This is a genomic window from Ruegeria sp. BG10, from assembly GCF_056538575.1.
This window is the reverse complement of record NZ_JBQFTI010000001.1, coordinates 212,191-235,446: the sequence shown is the minus strand read 5'-3', so window position 1 is coordinate 235,446 and position 23,256 is coordinate 212,191. Positions and strand designations below refer to the sequence as shown.

Genomic DNA, 23,256 nt, shown 5'->3' with positions numbered 1-23,256 from the left:
TTGCAACCGATCCATACAGGGCCGCTTGATTCATGACCCATACAGCGTTTCCATCGGACGCCACGGTTGCAGGGGCTTCATTCGATCCAGATCGAACTGGAACCAGTTGCCTCCACCTCCGGGACTCTGATCATGTTTCCGGCTAATCGGCAGACCTGACAGTGCGCAGTAGAGCAGCGTGCCGACACCGCCATGCCCGACAAAAAGGATGTCGCCCTCCCCCGGTTCCGACAAACAGCGTGAAACTGCGTGCTTGATGCGTCTCTGAACATCTATTGCCCTTTCCCACCCTCTGACGCTGTCCTCAGGGGTGGCGAAAAACTGATCGGCAACAGCCTCAAATTCGTCTGCTGGCAAATACCCTGTAGCGCTGCGGTCAATCTCGTGCATGTCCGGACGTAGTTCGGCCTGCACCCCCAGGGCAGCCGCCAGAGGTTTGGCGGTTTCAATCGCCTTGGTCTCTGTGCTGCTGATCACCCGCCTTGTCCGCCGCAGCGCGCCAAGGTCTTGGGCCAGGTCAGCCACGCGGGATCTGCCAAGATCGTTCAGCGACCAGTTCGGAACGTCCACTGCGGGGTCGATCAAGACCTGCGGGTGGGTCAGATACCGCGCGACACGGGTCTCAATCGCGGGTTTCACCGCGTCATCTCTCGGTCAGTTTCAGTTCAATCCGGCGGTTCTGCGCCCGGGCCTCTGGCGTGTCGGCCGGGTTGACCGGCTGAAACTCTCCAAACCCGTTGGCGGCAAGCCGGTTCGGCGGGATGCCCAAAGCGTCGACCATATAACGCACCACCGACAATGCCCGCCCCTGGCTAAGCTCCCAATTGTCCCGGTAACGCCCCGACCCAGCCAGAGGCACGTTGTCCGTGTGGCCGTCGACCCGGATCACCCAGTTCAAGCCTTCCGGTATTTCGGCGGCCACGCTGCGCAGGATGTTGGCCACTTTCGCAACCTCCTGCTGCCCGGCCCCCGACAGGATCGCCGATCCGGTGTCGAACAGAACTTCTGAGGAAAACACAAACCTGTCGCCTTCGATCCGGACACCTTCCTGATCACCCAGCACGTCGCGCAACCGGCCGAAGAACTCCGAGCGGTAGCGCTGCAGGTCCTCGGCCTGCGCTGCCAGTTCCTCATTCTGACCGGACAGAGCTTCGGCCTCAGCCTCCAGCCGGGCGCGCTCGGCCTCTTCCAGCAGACGTCGGCGGCGTTCTTCCGACGCCGCGCGCGCCAACGCGGCGTTGAGGTCCTGGCCCAGTGTCTGGATGCGGATATCGGCCGCCGCATTGCGTTCTTCGTAATCGTCCAGCAGGGCCTGCAACCCGCCAAGCTGTTCGCGCAGCGCCGCCATCTGCTGATTCAGCAAAGCGGTTTCACGCTGCGCCCTTTCCGAAATCGCTTTTTCAGACGAAAGTGTGTCGCGCGCCACTGCCAGCAGGGCGGCGCGCTCATCAGCAAGCGACCGCTGGGCCTGCGCCTCGGCCTGCGCCTGCGTTTGCGCAGCCAGCGCCGCCTGCAACTGGGCCTGCAACTCTTCCGGGTTCAACGCACCGAACTGGCGCTCCAGCTCTGCTCTGGCGGCCTGTGCGGCGGCCAGCAATGTCAGAGTTTCCTCGGCCTGCTTGCGTTGCGCCTCCAGCGCCAGGGTCATGGCGGTCAGTTCGGCATCGGCATTCTGCAAACGGTCGCGCAGGGCCTCGGCGGCTGCGGCTTCGGCCAGTCTGGCCGCTTCTTCTGCGCCAAGCTGGTCTTCAAGTTCGGTGATCCGGGTGGACTGCGCCGCATCACTTTGTTCAAGATCGGCGACCAGAGCCTCCAGCGCTTCGCGCTGTGCAGCGGCCAGGCGCGCAGCCTCGGTCTGCGCATCGATCTCATCGCGGCTTTGGGCCAGAGCCTGACTTAATGCATCCCGCTCGCCTTGCAGTTCAGTTCGCTGCGATTCCAGCGTTTCGATCTGCCCCCGGGCGCGGTCCTGTTCAGTCAGCAAAGCCGCAACCTGCGCTTCAAAATCGGTAATCTGAATCTGGGCCTGGACCAGTTCAGTCTCGACCTGCGACAAGGTTGTGTTCAACACACCCAGACGCGCCTGCAACCGGCTGTTTTCGCGCTCTTCCAACCCCAATGCACCGGCCAGGGCCGCGACCTCATCGGACAGGGCGCTCAGTTCGTCCTCTTGCCCCGAAATGGTTTCCCGCAGCACGAATTGCACCACCATGAAGATGGTCAGCACAAAGGTCAGCACCATCAGCAGGCCGGTGATGGCATCCACGAAGCCGGGCCACACCGACCCCTGAAACCGCTGACCTGTGCGACGGGACAGAGCCATAGGTTACTCTCCTTCCGGAGCGGTGCGCACAGCGCCTCGGGGCAATGTCAGGGCTTTGACCAGCAATTCGATATCCTTGCGCAATTCGCTCATGCTCTCCTGCCGACCGGCCGAGATTTCTTCGAGAATGCGCAGCAATTGCACGTCCATCGACCGCAGGCGCATCCGGCTTTCGGCGTCGATCCCTTCGCCCGCGCCCTGCTCGCGCATGTGATCCAACAGGGCATCCTGGCCCAAAGCGACACGCTCCAGTGCCGCAGTCACACCCTCGCTGTCCGATTGCCTCTGATTCATCTCCCCGATCGCGTCGGCCAACTGCCCCAGTCTGGACGATACCGCGGCGCGGTCCGCCTCTTGCGCGGTAAAGAGGTCCTGCAATGCGTCCATCTGTTCGGACATCGCGTCCAAGACCGGCGTCAACACGGCCAGTTCCGCGCCGCCCTCCTCGACCCCGGCAAAGCCGACGCGGGTGATGGATGACAGCCATTCCTCAAGCTCGCGGTAGAACCGATTTTGTCCGTGGCCCGCAAAAAGTTCAAGCAGGCCAACGATCAGCGACCCCGCCAGACCCAGCAGCGAGGACCCGAAGGCAACGCCCATACCCTGTAGCTGAGATTCCAATCCAACCATAAGACGGTTGAACACGGCCAGCCCCTCTTCGCCTTCCTGCGGATTGAGGCTGCGGATGGTATCGACAATGGCGGGAACGGTCGTGGCCAGCCCAAAGAACGTCCCCAAAAGGCCCAGGTAGATCAGGACGTTGGTGATATAGCGGGTGATCTCACGCTCTTCCTCGACCCGTTCCGCGACCGAGTCCAGAATGGATCGTGTCGAAGTGGAACTGATCTGCGACCGCGCACCCCGTTCGCGCAACAGCGAGGCCAAAGGGGCCAGTAATTGCGGCGTGCGGGCATCTTCGCGGACGACTCCGCCGACAAAGGCTTCGATCCACCGGACCGAGCCGATCAGCTGCGTCACCTGATAGAAACAGGCGAATACACCGATGATAAAAACCAGGATGATAAAGCCGTTCAGGTACGGGTTGGCCTGAATGACCGGCATCACGTAGGGCAGCGCCATGAAGACGCCCAGACCCGCCAGAGCAATTGCGATCAACATCATCACAATTTGCCGAATGGGATGCGAGAAATGGGGTCTCGCGCCCTGATGTGCCTGCGCCATGCGCGTGGTTCCCGGTTTTTGCCTGCTCTGACGCGAATCTAACGAAATAACGCCGGTGACGCCAAGGGTTTATGCGGTTAGGCTGCGCACCCGTTGCGCCAACCACTCAAGATCGGCATCGCGCAGGTCGATCTCGGCCAGGTGTTCGGCGGTATTGTACAGATATTCGGTGTTGGGGCCGCGCCCACCCACGGCATGGGCAATGATCTGCGCCTGTTCTTCTAATGGCATGCCGCCGCAATACTGCACGTGATCGGCATCAATCACATAGGTCACGGCGCTTATGACGTCGCCGCAGTCCAGATGGACGTCCAGCATCTTTTCGACATAGGCCGAGGATATCAACTCGCGCTCGCGCAACTCGTGCAGGGTGCGGTCTTCGTGACCGGTTTCAACCGCCAGCGCCAGACCCTTGCATTGCGCATCGGCCTGTTCGTCCAGCGCCAGAACCAGCCCCGGCTTTTCCTCGGTGCCGCGATGGTGGATCGAGCTCATGCAGAAGGACCGCGCGTAGCCGTGCAATGTGGCGCGTTCGCTGCGGGCCACCGGAAAGCCCGGATTCCACAACAGCGATCCATATCCGAAAACCCACATCGTCATAGCTCTGGTCCTTGCCTGTTTGCGCCTATAAACATCAATTCCAACGCAGGAAAAAGGGCCATCTGCAATGCGCGGTCTGATACGTTTCATCATTTTCGCAGTTGTGATCTGGAGCGCCTATTGGTTTGTCGCCGGAATAGGGCTGCGCAATGCGATCACGACCTGGTTCGACACGCAGCAGGAACAGGGCTGGCAGGCCGAGTTTTCAGACGTGGAAACCGCCGGATATCCGCTGCATCACATGACTCGCCTGAACAACCCCGCGCTGGCCGATCCCGTGAACGGCACGGCCTGGAGCGCTGACTGGATCGAGTTCCAGAGCCCCGCGATCTGGCCCGGCCGGCAGGTGCTGCGCTTTGCCGACACGCCGCAGCGACTGTCCTATTTCGACCAGACCTCGACCATTCAGGCCGGCGATCTGCAGGCCGAATTGCAATTGCAACCCGGCGTGGCGCTGGTGCTGGAAAAAATGGCGCTGACAGCGGGGCCATGGTCGATCACGAATGACGCCGAGGCGCTGGCCGGAGGGGACACGATTGCTCTTGTGATGGAGCAGACACCCACGCCCGAGGCTTATGTGATCGGCGCAAGGATCGACGGCTTTACACCCGGCGACGAATTGCGCAACCTGATGCGGTCGGCCACCACCCTGCCGCAGGCGTTCGAGACGCTTGAACTGGATTTGACTGCCACGTTTGACAAAGCCTGGGACCGTTCGGCACTGGAACAAAGTCGGCCGCAACCGGTGAGTATCGACCTGCGGCTGGCCGAGATGAAGTGGGGCGCCCTGCGATTGTTCGCGACCGGAAAGCTGGATGTGGACACGCAGGGGATTCCCACAGGCGAGATCGCGATCAAGGCCGAGAATTGGCGCGACATGATCGCGATGGCCAATGCGGCGGGGGCTTTGCCGGATCAGGCCGTCGATCCCGTGACCCGCGCGCTGAACTTCATGGCAGGGCTGGGTGGAAACCCGAACGCCCTGGACATGCAGCTGAATTTCCGTGACGGGTTCGTTGCCCTGGGGCCCCTGCCCCTTGGGCCGGCTCCGCGGTTGATCCTGCGCTAGCGGCAGTACGGCCCCCGGCGATGGCGGGCCGTGTCCAGATGGAAATGATCACGGTGATACCGGTCCGAGTTCGGCCCCAGCACCGTACCAAACGGGCCGCACGCCCCGCGCCAGATCTTGATCAACTGGCTTTGCGACGGGTTCTTACGCCAGCCATTCAGAACCGTGACCACCTGCCCATCCGCCATCTTGAAACCCGAAATGTCGATGGCACGCCCTTTGCCATGTTCCGAGATCCGCGCGCCCTTTCGGTTGTTTCTGGTTCGGCAGGCATAATGGGCGGCCACCTTTAGCTCAACCACAGGCCCGCGCCGCTGGAAGGTCGGCTTGACCGATTTGTCGACCCATTCATTCAGCGCAATGGCCGTGCCGCAATCCATCGTGGACGGACGGCTTAGTGCGACACCTGATACCGATGTGATCTGCACGGCGTCCTTGATCCCACAGGCCTTGATCCTGCCGGGCACGTTGCCGACCGGCTTGCCTTGAATGTCAATGTCGCCGCAGACCGAACCCTTGCGCAGTTTCCGGCGTTTGAAAAACGCCTCCTGCTCCAGCGACTTAGGGCGCAGATAAGGCATCAGAGAGGTATCCGGCCCCAGTAGAGGTAAATCCGATGGTCGGGCGGCCACAGCCACAACCTGAGGTGACACCGGGCGCGGCGTCGGCCGGATGAGAGCATTAGGCGCGGCGCTGACAAACGCAAGGACCTGTGCGGCCGCCGGTCGGGCCACCGGCACCAGAGAGGTTTCCAGCGGGGCCGCATCGACCAATGTGGCGCTGGCGGCCACAAATCCAATCGTCAGGTACCGCCGGCCAAGCCTCATGGGTTCGCTTTCCCCCGCCCGAAATCGGGCGCGTCGGTATCCTGCCCGGCGTCGATGATCCCGCGCCGGATCGCCCGCGTGCGGGTGAAATAGTCGAAAAGGTGCTCTCCATCACCGGTTCGGATGGCGCGCTGCAGGGCAAACAGCTCTTCGGTAAAGCGCCCCAGAATCTCAAGCGTCGCGTCCTTGTTGGTCAGAAACACATCGCGCCACATCGTCGGGTCCGAAGCCGCGATGCGGGTGAAATCGCGAAAACCGGCGGCGGAATACTTGATCACTTCGCTGTCGGTTACACGGCGCAGGTCATCCGCAACCCCCACCATCGTATAGGCGATCAGGTGCGGCGCGTGCGATGTCACGGCCAGAACCAGATCGTGGTGGTCCGCGTCCATCTCATCGACGTTGGAGCCCATCCCCTCCCACAGCGCGCGCAGGCGTACGATTGCATCCGGGTCAGAGCCATCGGCCGGCACCAACAGGCACCAGCGGTTGTCGAACAGCTCGGCAAAACCGGATTCCGGGCCCGAATGTTCGGTCCCGGCCAGCGGGTGGGCAGGGATGAAATGAACACCTTCCGGGATGTGCGGGGATACCGCCCGGATGACGTGCCGTTTGACGGAACCTACATCCGTCACCGTCGCTCCCGGCTTCAGCGCTGGCGCAATGTCCCGAGCGACCGCCCCCATGGCTCCGACAGGTACGCACAGCACCACAAGGTCGGCCCCTTCAACCGCCTCTTGCGCACTGTCACAGACGCGGTCACACAGGCCGATGCGCCGAGCGGTGTCGCGGGTGGCTTCGGATCGGGCGTAACCGGTGACCTCACCGGCAAGGCCGGATCGCTTGATGGCCCAGAACATCGAAGATGCGATAAGCCCCAGCCCGATCAGCGCCACACGGTCGTAAACCCGGCTCATGCTGCACCCCCCTTGAACGCGGTGATTGCTGCCACGACACGGCGGCAAGCCTCTTCATCGCCCACGGTGATCCGCAGGGCGTTCGGCAGGTTGTAGCCGGCCACACGACGCACGATCAAACCCTGCGTTTTGAGGTAGTCGTCGCAGGCCTCGGCCTCGGCCCGGTCACCAAAGCGTGCGAGGATGAAATTGGTGCAGGACGCATCCGAGTGAACACCGATCTTCGCCAGCTCATCGGACAGCCACACGCGCAGGCGGGCGTTTTCGGAATGGCAGAAAGTCAGATATTCCTCGTCCTGCACTGCCGCCTCGGCCGCTGCCAAAGCGGTCAGTGACAAGTTGAATGGCTGGCGCACGCGGTTCAGCACGTCGATGATGGGCTGAGCGGCATAACCCCAGCCAACACGCATACCACCCAGACCGTATATCTTGGAAAAGGTGCGCGTCATGATCACGTTGTCAAACCGATCCACCAGCCCTGCGCCACCGTCGAACCCTGCCACGAACTCGGCATAGGCCCCGTCGATCACCATCAGGCAGGTTTGCGGCAACCCTTCTGCAAGGCGCACCAGTTCAGCATCAGGGATCATGGTTGATGTCGGATTACCCGGATTGGTCACGAACACGATCCGCGTCCGGTCCGTGACAGCGGCAAGGATGTTGTCCACGTCCACGTGGCGGTCCCGTTCCGCCACCATAACCGGGGTTGCCCCGACCATACGGGCGATGATCGGATACATCGAGAATCCGTGTTCGGTATAGATGACCTCATCCCCTGGCCCCGCATAGGCCTGCGCCACGAATTGCAGCACCTCGTCGCTGCCCACGCCACAGATGATCCGCGCCGGGTCCAGCCCGTGGCGCGCGCCGACTGACGCGCGCAAACCGGCGTGGTCGGTGCTGGGATAGCGATGCAGGGTGGCCGCGCTGTCGCGCACGGCCTCAATCGCCCTGGGGCTCGGGCCGAAAGGGTTTTCGTTCGAGCTGAGCTTGATCACATGTTTCACCCCGGCCACATGCGACTGTCCGCCCTGATACAGCGCGATGTCCATGATACCGGGTTGCGGGGTGATCTTGTTCATAAGAGGCTCCGTTGTTGGAGCCCCTCATACCTGTCTCAACGCGTTGAGAAAAGCGGCAATTCCGTCACGCCGCTTTGAAGCGGGCCGTCGACGGGTCGGCATTGTAATACGGGGTGAATTCCTTGGTCCGGCGGGACAGGTCGTTGACGCTGTCGATGATGAACTGAACCGTTTCCTCGCTCATCAGATACGAGAAGTTCAGGCGCACCCATCCGGGCTTTTTCATCTCTTCCCCAGCGGACAGCGCCGCGTGCAACTCGTCCGATGTTGCGCGGTCGATCCCCAACAAACGATGCGCGTAAGGCCCGGCGCAGGCGCAGCCGCCACGCGCCTGAATGCCGTAAATATCGCTGAGCATCCGTGTGAACAACTGTTGGTGCACCGGCTGGCCGGAGTTGTCGCGCACAAGGAAGGAATAGATCGGCAAGCGATGCGGGTTGTCAGTGCCCAACAGCGTCAGGTTCGGATTGTCCCCCCAACCCTTCAGTGCCATGCGGTTGTATTGGGCTTCGCGTCTGGCAATCTCCTGCGTGCCCACGGCGTCCTTGACGATGAATGCCAGCGCCGCGCGAATGTCTCCGATCACGTTGGGTGTGCCGGCTTCTTCCCGCGTCGCCAGATCGTCGCTGTAGTCGTGCCGCCAGGGCGAAACGAAGCTGACCGTTCCGCCGCCGGGCCAGCTGGGACAGGTACGGCGCACCGCGTCCCGGTTGACGATCAATACACCCGAAGCACCCGGACCGCCCGGAAACTTGTGCGGCGAAACCACGATGGCATCCTTGCGCGCATCTTCGGGGCCCATATCCATCGGCAGGTAAGGGCCGCCGCCTGCATAATCCCAGACGGAAACCGCGCCATGTGACTTGAGCAAACGCGTGATGGGGTCCGGGTCGGTGATGATGCCGGTCACGTTAGACGCAGCCGAAAACGAGCCAATCATCAAATCGGATGCTGCGTTGGCAATCAGCGCCTGTTCCAGCGCCGCCAGATCCACCCCACCGTCGACGGCCTCGGGGATTTCGATCACCTGCGCCCTGCTTTCCCGCCAGGGCAGGATGTTCGAATGATGCTCGTACGGCCCGATCAGAACGACCGGCCGGTCAGCCGCATCCACACCCAGTAAGCTGACCAGCCGGTTCAGACCCGCAGTGGCGCCAGACCCGGTGAAAATCACCGCGTCTTCTTCCTTTGCGCCGACGATGCGGGCGATTTCTGCGCGGGCTTCGCGGCGCAGACGGGTCATGTAGGACCCGCAATAGGAGGCCTCGGTATGGCTGTTGGCATAGAAGGGCAGCACCTGTTCGGCGACAAAATCCTCGACCTGCCGCAGCGCACGGCCCGAGGCGACGTAGTCCGCGTAAACCAGCGGCACGTCCCCATGCAGACCCGGGATCAGGACGTTCTCTCCGATCAGTCCGTCGCGCAGAGTTGAATTGTGAGTGATGGATTGGATTTCTGAGCGAAACTTGGACAGGGTCATGGGATGGGCTCCGTATTGCACCATCCAATATGATTGGATTCAAGCGGGAAAACTTCACCTATCTTTTCGTAGTTTTCTTATTTTTTGTGTCATATGCTTCATTATGACGGAAAAATTAGATCAAATTGACAAGCGCATCTTGCGCGAGCTGCAAACAGACGCAACTCTGTCGCAGCGTGAATTGGCAGACCGGGTGGGATTGTCGCAAAACGCCTGCTGGCGGCGACTGAAAGCCTTGAACGAAGGGGGAGTCATCACCGGCTCGACCGCCCAGATTGCGCGGGAAAAGCTGGGGCTGAGCCTTGTGGTCTTTGTCATGCTGCGTACAAGGCATCATTCGGCCGAATGGCTTCAGGCGTTTCGCAGCCACGTGCTGACCATTCCCGAGGTTGTGGATTTCCACAGAATCGGCGGCGACTATGACTATCAACTAAAGGTCGTGACGCAGGACATGGCGTCTTATGACAAGGTCTATCAGCGCCTGATCGAAAAGGTCGAATTGGACAGTGTGACCTCATACTTCGCGATGGAAGCGATCGCCGAAGGGCGACCCCTTCCGATTTGACGGCGTCACTCGTAGACAGTCAGGCGCAGGTCTCCGTCGCGGGTGACGTATCCGGTGATATTGAAGTTCTTGCGCTGGAACGAAACTTTTGTCCGTGTCGTTTTACCTGGCACGGCGGGTGTAATCGCCCACCCTGTTTTCGAGGCAAAGATACGCCCCAGGCGGTTCACGTCGCCAACGGTTGGCGCCGGTCTGTTCGCGCCGTATCCGCGAACCGTTACGCCGCAGGACTGTCCGGGCGTGCCGCTGGCCAGAAAAAACATGCCCGGGGCAAGATCGGGTTTGTTGGCGTTAAAACCAGCTCTTACCCGGGCCGGATCAAAGGCGGGTGCGTTTTCGATACATCCTATTTCGAAACTCCGGATGACACTGGCCAAAATCGGGTCCGTGGGTATCTGAGTGCTTGTGCTGACCGCAGTTGTAGAAGACGCACACCCCGCGACCAGCGCCGCCAGACCCAGCCCTGCCAAACCGTGCGTGATGCTTCGGATTCTGTGGCTTGCCTTCTGACTGCGCAGTGCCCGCATAGCAATAAGTACTTCGGTGCTTTGGTTGTGTTTACCGCTCGCTCCGCAGATCAGAATGTCGGCAATAGGGCGACGTGGGAATATTACTGCCTGCATGAAGTTTACGCGGTCAGACAGGCAGCCCGACCCTACTGCCCCCTAAACGAAAAAGGCCGCGCATAAGCGCAGCCTTCGTGATCTCGGGTCCGGCGAAGATTAGTTCTTCGCGTAGAATTCGACGACCAGATTCGGTTCCATCATGACCGGGTAAGGCACATCGCTCAGGCCCGGTGCGCGTACGAAGGTCGCGGTCATTTTCGAGTGGTCGGCGTCGATGTAATCAGGCACATCACGCTCGGCCAGAGCAGCAGCTTCCAGAACAACGGCCAGTTGCTTGGACTTGTCGCGCACTTCGATCACGTCGCCTTCTTTGACACGGTAGGACGGGATGTTGACCCGCTTGCCGTTCACTTTAACGTGGCCGTGGTTCACGAACTGACGTGCAGCGAACACGGTCGGCACAAACTTGGCGCGGTAAACAACGGCGTCCAGACGGCGCTCCAGCAGACCGATCAGGTTTTCACCGGTGTCGCCTTTGACACGCTCGGCTTCGGCGTAGATGCGGCGGAACTGCTTCTCGGTCAGGTCGCCATAGTAGCCTTTCAGCTTCTGCTTGGCGCGCAACTGCAGACCGAAGTCCGACAGTTTGCCCTTGCGGCGCTGGCCGTGCTGGCCGGGGCCGTATTCACGACGGTTGATCGGGGATTTCGGACGACCCCAGATGTTTTCACCCATCCGGCGGTCGATTTTGTACTTGGCAGACGTGCGTTTGGTCACGGCTGATCTCCTTCGTTTTGGTCGAGGCCCTGCGGGCCGCTATGAAGGGCGTTGTCCTCTTGGGGTTTCCCCCATGACAGGCATCCCCTTGCGGGGGCCACCAACACCAATGAAGCCGCGCTTATATCCGCGGAACGCGCAGAGTCAACATGCCTTTCGGCAACAAACGGGAATTTCCAAGGATGATAGGAGGGGCCGTGCCGGCCCGTCAGTCGATCCTGTGGTTCGTGCGGCCTGCCATGCGACGGCCCGGCACTTCCGGCAGGTGATCCATCCGGAGTTGCGACGGGAACGCAACAACCGTGTCGTCCGTCAGGGCAACCTGACCGTCCCGGCGCTCAATCTCGGTAAAGGCGCTGATCCAGAATTCCTGTTCGCGGGCCGGACAATCCTTTTCAAACACAAGTGTCGGGGCTGATTCGCCTGCAACAAACACCAGCTTGGCCGTAAAGTGCTGCGCCCCGTTGGTCAGAACAACTTCGCCCTGCGCACCTTCGGCAAGATCCTTATACGAAGTGACATGGCCCAGCGTTCGCGCAGATCCCCCCTGCGCGACCCCGGTCCGCTCAAGGCTCTGTTCCACAGCGTCACTTAGAAAACGCGCCTGACCGCGCCATGACCAGGCTGCTCCAACGCTCAGGAAGGAAAGAGGCGCTGCCTCCAGCCCGTCGATTTCTGTCTGAGTCCACAATATGGCTATGCGACCGCTTTCACCGGCTCTCATTTTACCGCCCGTACCTTTCAACACATCACTGCTCACTGGCTGAGTATTATCAGTGCCAATTCGGGCGGAAAAGAGACGTAAATGCAGCGATCACGAAAATGTTGCTTAAGAGATTCAGAAAAAGCGCCCCGGCCGGCTGTCGAAGGGCCGGGGTGCCAATGTTGACGTCATTTCAGACCCCGCAGGTCACCCGCATTTGGAATGTCCGCAGCTGCGGCAGGTCATGCACCCTTCGATCATCACCATATCGAACTGCCCACAGGACGGGCACGCCTTGCCGCGTGGCGCGTCCATGTTGACGACCTGCGCCTGAGGATCGGACTTAAGCCCCATGCCCTCGCCTTCAAGAAAGCCGATATTGATCAGGTGCTGTTCGATCACGCCGCCAATCGCAGCCAGGATAGACGGGATGTATTTGCCTTTGACCCAGGCCCCGCCACGTGGATCGAACACGGCTTTCAGTTCTTCGACGACAAAGGACACATCCCCGCCCCGCCGAAACACAGCCGAGATCATCCGGGTCAGCGCCAGCGTCCAGGCGTAATGTTCCATGTTCTTCGAGTTAATGAACACTTCGAACGGACGGCGGCGACCGCCGATGACGATGTCGTTGATGGTCAGGTAGATCGCATGCTCGCTGTCCGGCCATTTCAGTTTGTAGGTGGACCCTTCCAGAGATTGCGGGCGATCCAGCGGCTCGGACATGTAAACGACCTCGCCCCCGTCGACCTCATGCGGGGCCGCGGCGCTTTCACCAGGTGCAGTGTCGGCACTTTCCGAAACCGTCAGGACCGAACCGGTCACGTCATTGGGCCGGTAAGTCGTGCAGCCTTTGCACCCCTGATCCCAAGCCTGCATATAGACATCCTTGAACGCGTCAAAGCTGATATCCTCAGGGCAGTTGATGGTCTTCGAGATCGAACTGTCGATCCATTTTTGCGCCGCCGCCTGCATCTTGACGTGATCGGACGGGGAAAGTGTCTGCGCGTTGACAAAAAAGTCCGGCAGGTCCTTATCCCCGAACTTGTCGCGCCACATCTGCACCGCGTAGTCCACTACCTCTTCCTCGGTGCGCGAGCCGTCCTTTTGCAGCACCTTGCGCGAGTAAGCATAGGCAAAGACCGGCTCGATCCCGGATGAGACGTTTCCGGCATAAAGGGAAATCGTGCCCGTCGGCGCAATCGATGTCAGCAACGCATTGCGGATACCATGTTCACGGATCGCGTCGCGCACGTCTTCGTCCATCTGCTGCATCGTGCCGCTGGCCAGATATTTCTCGGCATCGAACAGAGGGAACGCCCCTTTTTCCTTCGCCAAATCGACCGACGCCAGATACGCGGCGCGGGCGATGGCGTGCAACCAGCGTTCGGTTTGGCGCGCCGCCTCGTCAGAGCCATAGCGCAGGCCCAGCATCAGCAGCGCATCGGCCAGACCGGTGACGCCCAGTCCGATGCGGCGTTTGTCCTGCGCTTCAGCCTCCTGCTCTGCCAGCGGGAATTTCGACGCATCCACCACATTGTCCATCATCCGAACGGCGGTGGCGACCAGTTCCTGCAGCGCCTCTTCATCCAGATGGGCGGTGTCCTCGAACGGCTCGGCCACCAGCCGCGCCAGGTTGATCGAGCCCAGCAGGCACGCGCCATAGGGCGGTAGCGGTTGCTCGCCGCAGGGGTTTGTTGCTGCGATGGTTTCGACATAGCTGAGGTTGTTGGCCTGATTGATCCGGTCGATGAAGATGACACCCGGTTCGGCATAGTCATAGGTGGCCTGCATGATCTTGTTCCATAGATCACGCGCCTGAACGGTGTGATACACCTTGTCGCCGAACACCAGCTCCCACGGGCCGTCGGCCTTGACGGCCTCCATGAACGGGTCGGTCACCAGAACCGACATGTTGAACATGCGCAGGCGGGCCGGGTCGGACTTCGCCGTAATAAACTGTTCGATATCCGGGTGGTCGCAGCGCATGGTCGCCATCATCGCCCCGCGGCGCGAGCCTGCGGACATGATCGTGCGGCACATTGCGTCCCAGACATCCATAAAGCTCAGCGGTCCCGAAGCATCCGCCGCCACGCCATGCACATCCGCCCCACGCGGACGGATGGTCGAGAAATCGTAACCGATCCCACCGCCCTGCTGCATGGTCAGCGCGGCCTCTTTCAGCATGTCGAAGATACCGCCCATACTGTCGGGCACAGTGCCCATGACGAAGCAGTTGAACAGGGTCACCTGCCGCGCGGTGCCCGCCCCCGCAGTAATGCGCCCGGCGGGCAGGTATTTGAAATCTTCCAGCGCTTGATAGAATTTCTCTTCCCAATGAACGGTATCCTTTTCCACCCGCGCCAGATCGCGGGCGATGCGCCGCCAGCTATCCTCGACCGTCTGGTCGATGGGCGTGCCATCCGCCTTTTTGAAGCGGTATTTCATATCCCAGATCTGCTCGGCGATGGGGGCGGCAAAGCGGCTCATTGGTGATTCCCTGTGCTGAAAGAGATATCCAGACTATCCTAAATCACATCCGCACCACAACACCTTGATGACAACCGATAGCAAGCTACAATATAAAGATGAACCTCGGGACGACTCTGTGGGAAAGCTGTGGATAACTTCGTAAACCTCATCAAACTGTCTGTCGGATCGGAAAGCGTCGACACGCTGATCGCGTGGCAGGACAGCCGCAGACCGCTTTACGAGGATGGCTGCCCGCGCCACGTCACCCGCATGTGGCCCAAACGCGAGGCCGAGATTTTGAACGGCGGATCAATCTATTGGGTGATCAAAGGCGTGATCCAGTGCCGCCAGCGCATTCTGCGGCTGGATGAAGTGCGTGGTGAGGACGGCATCCGCCGTTGCGCCATCGTGCTGGACCCCGAAGTACATCGCACACAGACCGCTCTGAAACGTCCGTTTCAGGGGTGGCGCTATCTGAAGCCAGAGGATACGCCCGCCGACTTGCCGCAAGGTCGCGAGCAGGACGACGCCCTGCCCGACGACCTGAACAGCGCCCTGGCAGAAATCGGCGTGCTGTAATCAGCCCAGACGATCCAGCATCTCGGACAGAACCGCCTTATCTTCCGCTTCGTACTTTGCCACGCGGCTGCGCCACAGGGTTGCCTGAGATTGCAGGATCAGGCCGTCCGACAGGATTTTCAGGTGGTTTGCCCGCAACGTCTCACCAGTCGAGGTGATATCGGCAATCGCCTCGGCGGTTTCATTGACCACAGTGCCCTCGGTCGCGCCCTGGCTGTCGACCAGTGTGTAATCGGCCACGCCCGCATCGGTCAGGAACTCACGCACCAGCCGGTGATATTTGGTGGCGATCCGCAGCCGGTGGCCGTGTGTCTTGCGAAACGCCGCCGCAACCGCGTCCAGATCGTCCAGCGTCTCGACGTCTACCCAGCAGGCGGGCGCGGCAATGATCAGGTCGGCCTTGCCGAAGCCAAGCTGCGAAACCTCTTCGACCTGTTGTTCCCAGCGCGGCAGTTTTTCCTGCACCAGATCTATTCCGGTGACGCCCATGTGAATGCGCCCGGACGCCAGTTCACGCGGAATTTCCCCGGCGGACAACAGGATCAGAGACACCCCCTGGATGCCTTCGACCTTACCCGCATATTCCCGGTCTGACCCGCTGCGTGACAGGGTGATGCCGCGCTTTTCGAACCATGCAAAGGTTTTTTCCATCAACCGGCCCTTGGAGGGCACGCCCAATTTCAGGCTCATGGCGCGTCCTCCTCGACGTCAAGCATCAGGTCCGGACGGATCACGCCGCCCACGGCGGGGATTTCAGCGCCGTTGCCCAATTGACGGGTCAGCGCGTCATAACGCCCGCCTGTTGCAATCGGTGGCAGATCCGGACGCCCTTCGGCGTAGAAACCAAAAACGAAACCGTCATAATATTCCATCGACGTCCGCCCATACGCGGCCTCAAAATCCAGACGGTCCACATCGACGCCGCGCGCCTGCAACGCGGCGACCCGCGCCTCAAGCCGGTCCAGCGCCGGCGTGATCTGCGGCAGGTCGACCGCCACGTCGCGCAGCTGTTCCAATGCAAATGGCATGGTTTCCCGCACGTTCAGCAGCGTCTCAAGCCCGGCCAGCTCACTGTCTGAAATCGGCGGTGTGTCGCGGTCTTCGCGCAGAGCCCTGATCCGCGCCTCAATCTCGGCAGAGCGGCGCTTGCCGATCATTGGCACATCGGTCGACAAAGGGTCCGTGGCGTCCAGCAGCGCGTCGCGCCCGTCGGGCGCCGGTTTGCGACCCGCGAAACGATCAAGCAAAAGGCGAAACCGACGGGGCCGCCACAGATGCCGCATCAAAGCTGCCTTGCGCCGGTCAGTTGTGCGCAACCCGGCAACGGCGGCTGTCAGGATGCCAATGTCGCCGGTCGCGGCACGCAGCGGCAGCCCCCGCAATTGCAGCGCGAACAGGGAAAACACTTCGGCATCCGAACCGACCGGGTCGTTGCGATCAAAGACTTCGTACCCTACCTGAATATATTCGTTGGACCGATCCGGATCATGCTCCTGACGGCGGAACACCTCTCCTGAATAGGTGTATCGCGCCGGTTCCGCCCCATCAGTCATGTGCATCTGCACCACGGGCAGGGTGAAATCCGGGCGCAGCATCTGCTCGCCGCGCAGCGCATCCGAAGTCACGTAGGCGCGCGCACGAATATCTTCGCCGTAAAGGTCCAGCAGCGTGCCTGCCGGTTGCAGCAGCGGCGTATCAACCACCTGAGCGCCCGCCGCCTCAAAGCGCACCCGCATCGTTGCGGCGCGGGCCTGTATCTGGGAACGATTGGCCATGGATCAGTCCTGACCGTCCAGAATTTCGCGCACCTTCGCGACCAGATCGCCGCGGGGCACTTCGAACTGGCTGGGACGTTCTTTCCATTCCTCCAGCGTGGCGCTTTCGGCGATTTTCGCGCCCAGGATCAGGTCCTTGATCTGCACGATTCCGTTTGCCTTTTCGTCGCCGCCCTCGATCACCGCAATCGGAGAGTTCCTCTTATCCGCATATTTCAGCTGATTGCCGAAATTCTTGGGGTTGCCCAGATAGACCTCAGCCCGGATACCAGCGCTCCGCAGATCTGCCACCATCGCCTGATAATCCGCCATGCGGTCCCGATCCATGACGGTGACAACCACGGGGCCGGTGGCTTGCGCCGCGATCCGACCTTTTTCACGCAGGGCGGCCAGTAAACGATCAACGCCGATGGAGATACCGGTCGCGGGCACTTCCTGCCCAGTAAATCTCTTGACCAGATCGTCATAACGACCACCGCCCGAGACCGAACCGAATTGCCGCTTGCGGCCTTTCTCGTCGAAAATCTCAAACGTCAGTTCAGCCTCATAGACCGGGCCGGTGTAATAGCCCAGGCCACGCACGACCGAGGGGTCAATCTCGATCCGATCCGCGCCGTATCCGCCTGCATCCAACAGCGCCCCGATCTGTTCCAACTCGGCGATCCCATCCGCGCCAATCTTGCTGTCGCCGACCGCAGCGCGCAAGTTCGCAAGCGTTCCAGAGGTATCCGCAGCTTTGGACGTCAGGAAGGCAATCACCGGCTCGGCCTGATCGTCGCTCAGTCCAACACCGTCGATGAACGCGCCCGAGGCATCCAGACGGCCTTTGGTAAGCAACTCGCGCACACCGACCTCGCCCACCTTGTCGAACTTGTCGATGGTGCGCAGAACGTTGTCGCGAGCCGCCAGGTCATCACCAAGACCCATCGCTTCCAGCACGCCATTCAGGACCTTGCGGTTGTTGACCCGCACTAGATAGTCGCCGCGCGGAATACCGACGGTTTCCAGCGTATCCGACAGCATCGCGCAGATCTCGGCATCAGCCGCCATCGAGGCCGTGCCCACCGTATCCGCATCACACTGATAGAACTGACGATACCGCCCCGGCCCCGGCTTTTCGTTGCGCCAGACCGGACCCATCGCATAGCGGCGATAGGGCGTCGGCAGATCGTTGCGGTGCTGCGCGTAGACGCGCGCCAAAGGCGCGGTCAGATCGTAACGCAGGGCCATCCAGTCGCCCTTGTCGTTTTCGTCCACTTCCTGCCACGCGAACACACCCTCGTTCGGGCGATCCACATCCGGAAGGAACTTGCCCAGCGCCTCGACGGTTTCAACAGCGCTGCTCTCCAACGCATCAAACCCGTAACGATGATAGACATCCGCAATAGCCCGCAGCATTTCGGTGCGCTGCGTGACTTCCTGGCCGAAATAGTCGCGGAACCCTTTCGGCGTAATCGCCTTGGGGCGGGGCTGTTTCTTGGGCTTGGCCATGTGGAGCGTCCTTGGGAGTGTCCTTGTTCCGCGCGCGGTCTATCCCATGGTCCGCATCGGGGCAAGGCGCGCTTTCGCTGGCCTTGCCGCCCAAGCGTCGCTATGACCGACACCGAAGGAGACCCCCATGCAGCATCTGGAAGAACAGATCGCCCACCTGACCCGCACAGTCGAAGAACTGAACATGGTCGTCACAAACCAGCAGGTCGAGATCGACCGCCTGACCCGTCGGGTCGAAATGTTGTTGCAGCGCGAGGCTGAACGGGCGCAGGAAAGCTCTGGCGGGGTCGTGTTGGGGGATGAACGCCCGCCGCATTATTGAAGGGTTACAACCCCAGCGACGTTTTCACTGCATCGTCGACCACTCCGCCCAGCAGGGCATCCTTATCCGCGGCGCATCCCTCCGACAGCGCGGCTATGAAGGCTTCGCGCAGTTGGGCTTTTTCCTCGTCGGTGGTCGCATGGTCTTCGATATTGATCTGGCGATTGTAGAGCGACAGGGCTGTCATCTTTTCAACAACCGCCACAACAAAGGATTCGTCGCCATCCGCCTCTTCGGCAATCGAGGCGCAGGTATAGTGCATCACAGGCAATGCGTCCCGCACCATCTGTTCAGCCGCGTCATCGGCCGTCGCCACGCACGGAGCCGCCAGGATTGCGGCGCAAACGGACATTCTGAGTCTAAAATACCGCATCGCCATCACTTCCAGTTATGTCCGATAATTGCGCCAGCCACGCCACCGATCGCTGCGCCTTTGCCGTCGCCAATCAACGCGCCCACACCCGCGCCGATCAAAGCGCCTTCGATGGTGTTCTTTTTCTTCTTGTCATCCTTGTCATCCGCCAGGCCGGTTGATGCCATCGCAAGGGATGCAGCGGCGGCCAATGTGAATGCCCTGAAACCAATTCCTGAAATCGTCATATCTGAGCCCTCCTGTGACATGACCCAATAGGATATTGTTTCAGCCTAGCGACGCCTATTCTGTGTGGCAACAAACGGTTGGCGGATCAGATCTCCTCGACCGACATGACACCGTCCAGAGACTTGATCGCGCCCTTGATCTGCGGGTTGATCGGAAAGTCCTGCCCCAAGTCCATTTCCACATCACCAGGCAAACCCGGATCGAGCAGGCAAAGGTGGATCGGCCCCTTCGCCGCGCCCTTGGCCGCACCCGCCGCATCGGCGAGAACCTTGGCGACGGTGGGCAAGACCTGCGGTTCGCCGACGAATATGCGCAGGCCCGTCGCACCCGCCTCGGCCACGACCGAGTCTACCGGCCCGACCGAACGGCCCAGCAGCTTCAGCTGATCGGATTCCATGGTCGCCTCGGCGGTCAGGACGACCTGCGCACCGGTTTCCAGAAACTCGCGCGATTTTTCCAGCGTTTCGGAAAACAGCGTGACCTCATATGCCCCGGTCGGGTCCGAAAGCTGGGCAAAGGCAAAGCGGTTGCCGCGCGCGGATTTCCGTTCCTGCCGTCCGGCCACAACACCGGCCATCTTGGCGATCAACGGGCCGGAACGCGCCTTTTCCGTCACCTCATCCAGAGTCAGAACCTGTTTGCGCTTCAGCGCAGGCATGTAGTCGTCCAGCGGGTGACCGGACAGATAAAACCCAATCGCCTTGAACTCTTCGCTAAGGCGTTCCGCCGGTAGCCAATCCGGCGTCGGCGACAGGCGCGGTTCGGGCAGGTCGTCGCCCGCCTCGCCAAACAATGACACCTGGTTCGAGTTCTTCTGGTCGTGGATCGCTGCCGAATACTGCACCAGCGGATCGAGGCTTTCGAAAACCCTACGGCGGTTCTTGTCGAGCTGATCGAAAGCCCCGGCCCGTGCCAGCATTTCCAGAGGGCGCTTGCCGACCTTCTTCAGATCAACCCGACGGGCGAAATCAAACAGGTTGACGAACGGCTTATCGGCACGGCCTTCAACGACCAAATTCATTGCCTCGACACCGACATTTTTCAACGCGCCCAGCGCATAGACGAGCTCTCCATTCACGACGTCGAAGGTCGCCAGCGACCGGTTCACGCAAGGCGGAACGTAGGGCAGTTCCAGCCCCTTGCGGACCTCTTCGAAATAGATCGCCAGCTTGTCGGTCAGATGGATATCGCAGTTCATGACACCGGCCATGAACTCGACCGGATGGTTCGCCTTCAGCCAGCCGGTCTGATAGCTGACCACCGCATAGGCGGCGGCGTGCGATTTGTTGAAGCCGTAGTTGGCGAATTTCTCCAGCAGATCGAAGACTTCGCTGGCCTTCTTGGCATCCACGCCGTTTTCACCCGCGCCCTTTTCGAATTTGGGGCGCTCGGCATCCATCGCCTCTTTGATCTTCTTACCCATCGCCCGGCGCAGCAGATCCGCGCCGCCGAGGCTGTACCCGGCCATCACCTGCGCGATCTGCATCACCTGTTCCTGATAGACGATGATGCCCTGCGTTTCCTCAAGGATATGATCGATCAGTGGATGGACGGACGTGATCTTGCGCAGCCCGTTCTTGACCTCGCAATAGGTCGGGATGTTCTCCATCGGGCCGGGGCGATAGAGCGCCACCAGGGCCACGATATCCTCGATACAGGTCGGCTTCATACGCTTGAGCGCGTCCATCATGCCGCTGGATTCCACCTGGAACACCGCCACCGTCTTGGCGGCGGAATAGAGCTTGTACGTCGCCTCGTCATCCAGCGGGATGGCGTTGATCTGATTCTCGGCCCCCTCCGCGGGTTCATAGAGTTCCGTGCCGTCGGCCGCGATGTGCAGTGGCCGCCCAGACTTGAAGATGATGTCCATCGCGTTCTGGATCACAGTCAGCGTCTTCAGACCCAGAAAGTCGAACTTCACCAGCCCGGCCTGTTCCACCCATTTCATATTGAACTGGGTCGCCGGCATGTCGGATCGCGGATCCTGATACAGCGGCACCAGCGCGTCAAGCGGACGGTCGCCGATCACAACCCCAGCCGCGTGGGTCGAGGCATTCCGCAACAACCCCTCGACCTGCTGGCCGTAAGTCAGCAAGCGATCCACGACTTCTTCGTTGCGCGCCTCTTCGCGCAGGCGGGGTTCGTCTTTCAAAGCTTTTTCGATGGAGACGGGTTTGACGCCCTCGACCGGGATCATCTTGGACAGGCGATCCACCTGCCCGTATGGCATCTGAAGCACCCGGCCGATGTCCCGCACAGCAGCCTTAGAAAGCAACGCGCCGAAGGTGATGATCTGCCCCACCTTGTCGCGGCCATATTTCTGCTGAACATAGCGGATCACCTCTTCGCGGCGGTCCATGCAGAAGTCGATATCGAAGTCGGGCATCGAGACCCGCTCGGGGTTCAGGAACCGTTCGAACAGCAGCGAATAGCGCAGCGGATCAAGGTCGGTGATCGTCAGCGCATAGGCCACCAGCGACCCCGCGCCCGAGCCCCGCCCCGGCCCCACCGGAATGTCGTGATCCTTGGCCCATTGGATAAAGTCCGCAACGATCAGGAAGTAGCCGGGGAACCCCATGCCTTCGATGATGCCCAGCTCGAAATCCAGCCGTTCCTGATATTCCTCGGGCGTCACCGCATGCGGGATCACCGCCAGACGTTTCTGCAGACCTTCATTGGCGATGCGGCGCAGTTCGGCCACCTCGTCATCGGCGAATTTCGGCAGGATCGGGTCGCGGCGATAAGCCATGAATGCGCACCGCCGCGCAATCTCGACGGTGTTCTCGATGGCTTCCGGCAGATCGGCGAACAGGGTTGCCATTTCTTGCTGCGACTTGAAATAGTGTTGCGCTGTCAGGCGGCGGCGGCCGTCCTGCTGGTCGACATAAGCCCCTTCGGCAATACAGATCAGCGCGTCGTGCGCCTCATACATATCCGAGGTCGGGAAATAGACATCATTCGTGGCGACCAGCGGCAGGTTCTTGGCATAGGCCATCTCGATATGACCGCGCTCGGTCAGGCGTTCGGCCTCGGGCTGACCATCCTCGCCCGGATGACGCTGGAGTTCTATGTACAGGCGATCCGGGAACAGGGCGGCCAGACGATCCACCAGAGCCTCGGCCGCCGGGCGCTGGCCTTGTTGCAACAACCGCCCGACCGGGCCGTCAGGCCCGCCGGACAGGCAGATCAGGCCATCCGACCGTTCCGACAGCTCATCCAAAGTGACCTGCGGCAACTGCCCGCCCTTGTCCACATAGAGGCAGGAACTGAGCTTCATCAAGTTCTCATACCCCGCCTCGGACTGCGCCAGCAGAACCAGCGGTGCGGGCGCTTTGGGCTTTTCGCCCGGCTGCGCCTGCACATAGGTCAGATCGACCTGACAGCCCATGATCGGCTGTATCCCTGCCCCGCTGGCGGTGACCGAAAACTCCAATGCCGAGAACATCGAATTGGTATCTGTGACCGCGACGGCGGGCATCTCCATCTTCTCGCACAGGCCCGGCAACTTTTTCAGCCGCACAGCGCCTTCCAGAAGCGAATATTCGGTGTGAACGCGGAGGTGAATGAATCGAGGTTTACTGCTCATGAGCGCCACGCTATCGCAGCCGGGCGCGCGGCAAAAGCGGGAACCGCACTTTCAAAACGCCCAAAAAATCGGCTCGGATTATTCGGCTTTTTCAGAAGGTGCTTCGGGGCTGGTAACGGGGCGGCACAAGAAAACACTTTAATTACAAACGACTGAACGGTACAGACACGCGCCGTAATTGTGCCGCTACGGCGTAATGGTGCATAATATAGGCAGTTTTTCTTGCCAGATAAGCCACGCTGTTTCTAACATCTGACGGCAAGCTATACGCCCGCCACTCTTTCTACGTCGCATCGAAGGAGGGCACCGAGGGGCGCAACCGGGTAAGGCGACGGGTTT

The 23,256-nt window shown here is 60.8% G+C and carries 22 protein-coding genes; 4 read left to right on the top strand and 18 right to left on the bottom strand.

Features of this window, described 5'->3' with window-relative positions:
* Positions 1-30: 30 nt before the first annotated feature.
* The 4 genes from ACR0D8_RS01075 to ACR0D8_RS01060 form a co-directional block, all read right to left on the bottom strand.
* Positions 31-639, bottom strand: coding sequence for a histidine phosphatase family protein (locus tag ACR0D8_RS01075; protein WP_480644074.1), 609 nt, complete (start codon positions 637-639; stop codon positions 31-33).
* Between the two features lie 4 nt (positions 640-643).
* A complete protein-coding gene (locus ACR0D8_RS01070; RefSeq protein WP_475158446.1) occupies positions 644-2,323 on the bottom strand; it encodes a peptidoglycan -binding protein in 1,680 nt (559 codons plus the stop codon).
* 3 nt (positions 2,324-2,326) lie between these two features.
* Positions 2,327-3,505: a biopolymer transporter ExbB gene (locus tag ACR0D8_RS01065; protein ID WP_475158445.1), complete on the bottom strand. Its 1,179-nt coding sequence runs from the start codon at positions 3,503-3,505 to the stop codon at positions 2,327-2,329.
* Between the two features lie 69 nt (positions 3,506-3,574).
* The gene (locus tag ACR0D8_RS01060) at positions 3,575-4,105 is read right to left on the bottom strand and encodes a gamma-glutamylcyclotransferase (protein WP_480644071.1); all 531 of its coding nucleotides are present in this window, start codon (positions 4,103-4,105) and stop codon (positions 3,575-3,577) included.
* 67 nt (positions 4,106-4,172) lie between these two features.
* On the opposite strand from ACR0D8_RS01060, the gene ACR0D8_RS01055 reads away from it, so the two are divergent.
* The gene (locus ACR0D8_RS01055) at positions 4,173-5,174 is read left to right on the top strand and encodes a DUF2125 domain-containing protein (protein WP_480644070.1); all 1,002 of its coding nucleotides are present in this window, start codon (positions 4,173-4,175) and stop codon (positions 5,172-5,174) included.
* Here the strand turns inward: ACR0D8_RS01055 and ACR0D8_RS01050 are convergent.
* The 4 genes from ACR0D8_RS01050 to ACR0D8_RS01035 all read right to left on the bottom strand — a co-directional run bounded on the left by ACR0D8_RS01050 (position 5,171) and on the right by ACR0D8_RS01035 (position 9,480).
* The gene (locus ACR0D8_RS01050) at positions 5,171-6,001 is read right to left on the bottom strand and encodes an extensin-like domain-containing protein (protein WP_480644069.1); all 831 of its coding nucleotides are present in this window, start codon (positions 5,999-6,001) and stop codon (positions 5,171-5,173) included. The genes ACR0D8_RS01055 and ACR0D8_RS01050 overlap by 4 nt on opposite strands.
* On the bottom strand, positions 5,998-6,918 hold the full coding sequence (locus tag ACR0D8_RS01045) for a prephenate/arogenate dehydrogenase family protein (RefSeq protein WP_480644067.1): 921 nt from the start codon (positions 6,916-6,918) through the stop codon (positions 5,998-6,000). Before ACR0D8_RS01045 ends, ACR0D8_RS01050 begins: the two co-directional genes overlap by 4 nt.
* A complete protein-coding gene (hisC, locus tag ACR0D8_RS01040) occupies positions 6,915-8,000 on the bottom strand; it encodes a histidinol-phosphate transaminase (protein WP_480644066.1) in 1,086 nt (361 codons plus the stop codon). Before hisC ends, ACR0D8_RS01045 begins: the two co-directional genes overlap by 4 nt.
* Positions 8,001-8,064: 64 nt before the next feature.
* Positions 8,065-9,480: an aminotransferase class V-fold PLP-dependent enzyme gene (locus ACR0D8_RS01035; RefSeq protein WP_480644065.1), complete on the bottom strand. Its 1,416-nt coding sequence runs from the start codon at positions 9,478-9,480 to the stop codon at positions 8,065-8,067.
* A 103-nt stretch (positions 9,481-9,583) separates the two neighbouring features.
* Here ACR0D8_RS01035 and ACR0D8_RS01030 point away from each other — a divergent pair, with 103 nt between their 5' ends.
* Positions 9,584-10,045, top strand: coding sequence for an Lrp/AsnC family transcriptional regulator (locus ACR0D8_RS01030; RefSeq protein ID WP_480644063.1), 462 nt, complete (start codon positions 9,584-9,586; stop codon positions 10,043-10,045).
* Positions 10,046-10,050: 5 nt separating this feature from the next.
* Here the strand turns inward: ACR0D8_RS01030 and ACR0D8_RS01025 are convergent, their stop codons facing one another.
* The 4 genes from ACR0D8_RS01025 to ACR0D8_RS01010 form a co-directional block, all read right to left on the bottom strand.
* Positions 10,051-10,422, bottom strand: a complete 372-nt coding sequence (locus ACR0D8_RS01025; RefSeq protein ID WP_480644062.1) for a hypothetical protein — start codon at positions 10,420-10,422, stop codon at positions 10,051-10,053.
* A 345-nt stretch (positions 10,423-10,767) separates the two neighbouring features.
* Complete coding sequence (rpsD, locus tag ACR0D8_RS01020) at positions 10,768-11,388, bottom strand: 30S ribosomal protein S4 (protein ID WP_480644061.1); 621 nt, start codon at positions 11,386-11,388, stop codon at positions 10,768-10,770.
* Positions 11,389-11,596: 208 nt separating this feature from the next.
* A complete protein-coding gene (locus ACR0D8_RS01015) occupies positions 11,597-12,079 on the bottom strand; it encodes a hypothetical protein (protein WP_480644060.1) in 483 nt (160 codons plus the stop codon).
* Between the two features lie 219 nt (positions 12,080-12,298).
* Complete coding sequence (locus ACR0D8_RS01010) at positions 12,299-14,581, bottom strand: adenosylcobalamin-dependent ribonucleoside-diphosphate reductase (protein WP_480644059.1); 2,283 nt, start codon at positions 14,579-14,581, stop codon at positions 12,299-12,301.
* Between the two features lie 129 nt (positions 14,582-14,710).
* On the opposite strand from ACR0D8_RS01010, the gene ACR0D8_RS01005 reads away from it, so the two are divergent.
* On the top strand, positions 14,711-15,142 hold the full coding sequence (locus ACR0D8_RS01005) for a DUF1489 family protein (protein WP_480644058.1): 432 nt from the start codon (positions 14,711-14,713) through the stop codon (positions 15,140-15,142).
* On the opposite strand, the gene hisG is transcribed toward ACR0D8_RS01005, so the two are convergent.
* The 3 genes from hisG to hisS are packed head-to-tail and all read right to left on the bottom strand — an operon-like array spanning position 15,143 to position 18,408.
* Positions 15,143-15,832, bottom strand: a complete 690-nt coding sequence (gene hisG / locus ACR0D8_RS01000; protein ID WP_475158421.1) for an ATP phosphoribosyltransferase — start codon at positions 15,830-15,832, stop codon at positions 15,143-15,145. It lies immediately after the preceding gene.
* On the bottom strand, positions 15,829-16,917 hold the full coding sequence (locus tag ACR0D8_RS00995; RefSeq protein WP_480644057.1) for an ATP phosphoribosyltransferase regulatory subunit: 1,089 nt from the start codon (positions 16,915-16,917) through the stop codon (positions 15,829-15,831). The genes hisG and ACR0D8_RS00995 overlap by 4 nt, the downstream gene beginning before the upstream one ends.
* A gap of 3 nt (positions 16,918-16,920) precedes the next feature.
* A complete protein-coding gene (gene hisS / locus ACR0D8_RS00990; protein WP_480644056.1) occupies positions 16,921-18,408 on the bottom strand; it encodes a histidine--tRNA ligase in 1,488 nt (495 codons plus the stop codon).
* A 127-nt stretch (positions 18,409-18,535) separates the two neighbouring features.
* Here hisS and ACR0D8_RS00985 point away from each other — a divergent pair, with 127 nt between their 5' ends.
* A complete protein-coding gene (locus ACR0D8_RS00985; RefSeq protein WP_480644055.1) occupies positions 18,536-18,730 on the top strand; it encodes a SlyX family protein in 195 nt (64 codons plus the stop codon).
* A 4-nt stretch (positions 18,731-18,734) separates the two neighbouring features.
* On the opposite strand, the gene ACR0D8_RS00980 is transcribed toward ACR0D8_RS00985, so the two are convergent.
* The 3 genes from ACR0D8_RS00980 to dnaE all read right to left on the bottom strand — a co-directional run bounded on the left by ACR0D8_RS00980 (position 18,735) and on the right by dnaE (position 22,917).
* Positions 18,735-19,082, bottom strand: a complete 348-nt coding sequence (locus ACR0D8_RS00980) for a hypothetical protein (RefSeq protein ID WP_480644053.1) — start codon at positions 19,080-19,082, stop codon at positions 18,735-18,737.
* 26 nt (positions 19,083-19,108) lie between these two features.
* Positions 19,109-19,330, bottom strand: a complete 222-nt coding sequence (locus ACR0D8_RS00975) for a YMGG-like glycine zipper-containing protein (protein ID WP_480644052.1) — start codon at positions 19,328-19,330, stop codon at positions 19,109-19,111.
* Positions 19,331-19,416: 86 nt separating this feature from the next.
* Positions 19,417-22,917 (bottom strand): DNA polymerase III subunit alpha, encoded by a 3,501-nt coding sequence (gene dnaE / locus ACR0D8_RS00970; protein ID WP_480644051.1) that lies wholly within the window; start codon positions 22,915-22,917, stop codon positions 19,417-19,419.
* Between the last annotated feature and the right edge of the window lie 339 nt (positions 22,918-23,256).

Bases quoted from the DNA above. Each gene is read 5' to 3' on its own strand.
- ACR0D8_RS00975 (WP_480644052.1), bottom strand. From the start codon at position 19,330: ATGACGATTTCAGGAATTGGTTTCAGGGCATTCACATTGGCCGCCGCT.
- ACR0D8_RS01055 (WP_480644070.1), top strand. From the start codon at position 4,173: ATGCGCGGTCTGATACGTTTCATCATTTTCGCAGTTGTGATCTGGAGC.
- ACR0D8_RS01050 (WP_480644069.1), bottom strand. From the start codon at position 6,001: ATGAGGCTTGGCCGGCGGTACCTGACGATTGGATTTGTGGCCGCCAGC.
- ACR0D8_RS01060 (WP_480644071.1), bottom strand. From the start codon at position 4,105: ATGACGATGTGGGTTTTCGGATATGGATCGCTGTTGTGGAATCCGGGC.
- ACR0D8_RS01035 (WP_480644065.1), bottom strand. From the start codon at position 9,480: ATGACCCTGTCCAAGTTTCGCTCAGAAATCCAATCCATCACTCACAAT.
- ACR0D8_RS01030 (WP_480644063.1), top strand. From the start codon at position 9,584: ATGACGGAAAAATTAGATCAAATTGACAAGCGCATCTTGCGCGAGCTG.
- dnaE (WP_480644051.1), bottom strand. From the start codon at position 22,917: ATGAGCAGTAAACCTCGATTCATTCACCTCCGCGTTCACACCGAATAT.
- ACR0D8_RS00995 (WP_480644057.1), bottom strand. From the start codon at position 16,917: ATGGCCAATCGTTCCCAGATACAGGCCCGCGCCGCAACGATGCGGGTG.
- hisC (WP_480644066.1), bottom strand. From the start codon at position 8,000: ATGAACAAGATCACCCCGCAACCCGGTATCATGGACATCGCGCTGTAT.
- hisG (WP_475158421.1), bottom strand. From the start codon at position 15,832: ATGAGCCTGAAATTGGGCGTGCCCTCCAAGGGCCGGTTGATGGAAAAA.
- ACR0D8_RS01065 (WP_475158445.1), bottom strand. From the start codon at position 3,505: ATGGCGCAGGCACATCAGGGCGCGAGACCCCATTTCTCGCATCCCATT.
- ACR0D8_RS01070 (WP_475158446.1), bottom strand. From the start codon at position 2,323: ATGGCTCTGTCCCGTCGCACAGGTCAGCGGTTTCAGGGGTCGGTGTGG.
- ACR0D8_RS01045 (WP_480644067.1), bottom strand. From the start codon at position 6,918: ATGAGCCGGGTTTACGACCGTGTGGCGCTGATCGGGCTGGGGCTTATC.
- hisS (WP_480644056.1), bottom strand. From the start codon at position 18,408: ATGGCCAAGCCCAAGAAACAGCCCCGCCCCAAGGCGATTACGCCGAAA.
- ACR0D8_RS00980 (WP_480644053.1), bottom strand. From the start codon at position 19,082: ATGTCCGTTTGCGCCGCAATCCTGGCGGCTCCGTGCGTGGCGACGGCC.
- ACR0D8_RS00985 (WP_480644055.1), top strand. From the start codon at position 18,536: ATGCAGCATCTGGAAGAACAGATCGCCCACCTGACCCGCACAGTCGAA.
- ACR0D8_RS01010 (WP_480644059.1), bottom strand. From the start codon at position 14,581: ATGAGCCGCTTTGCCGCCCCCATCGCCGAGCAGATCTGGGATATGAAA.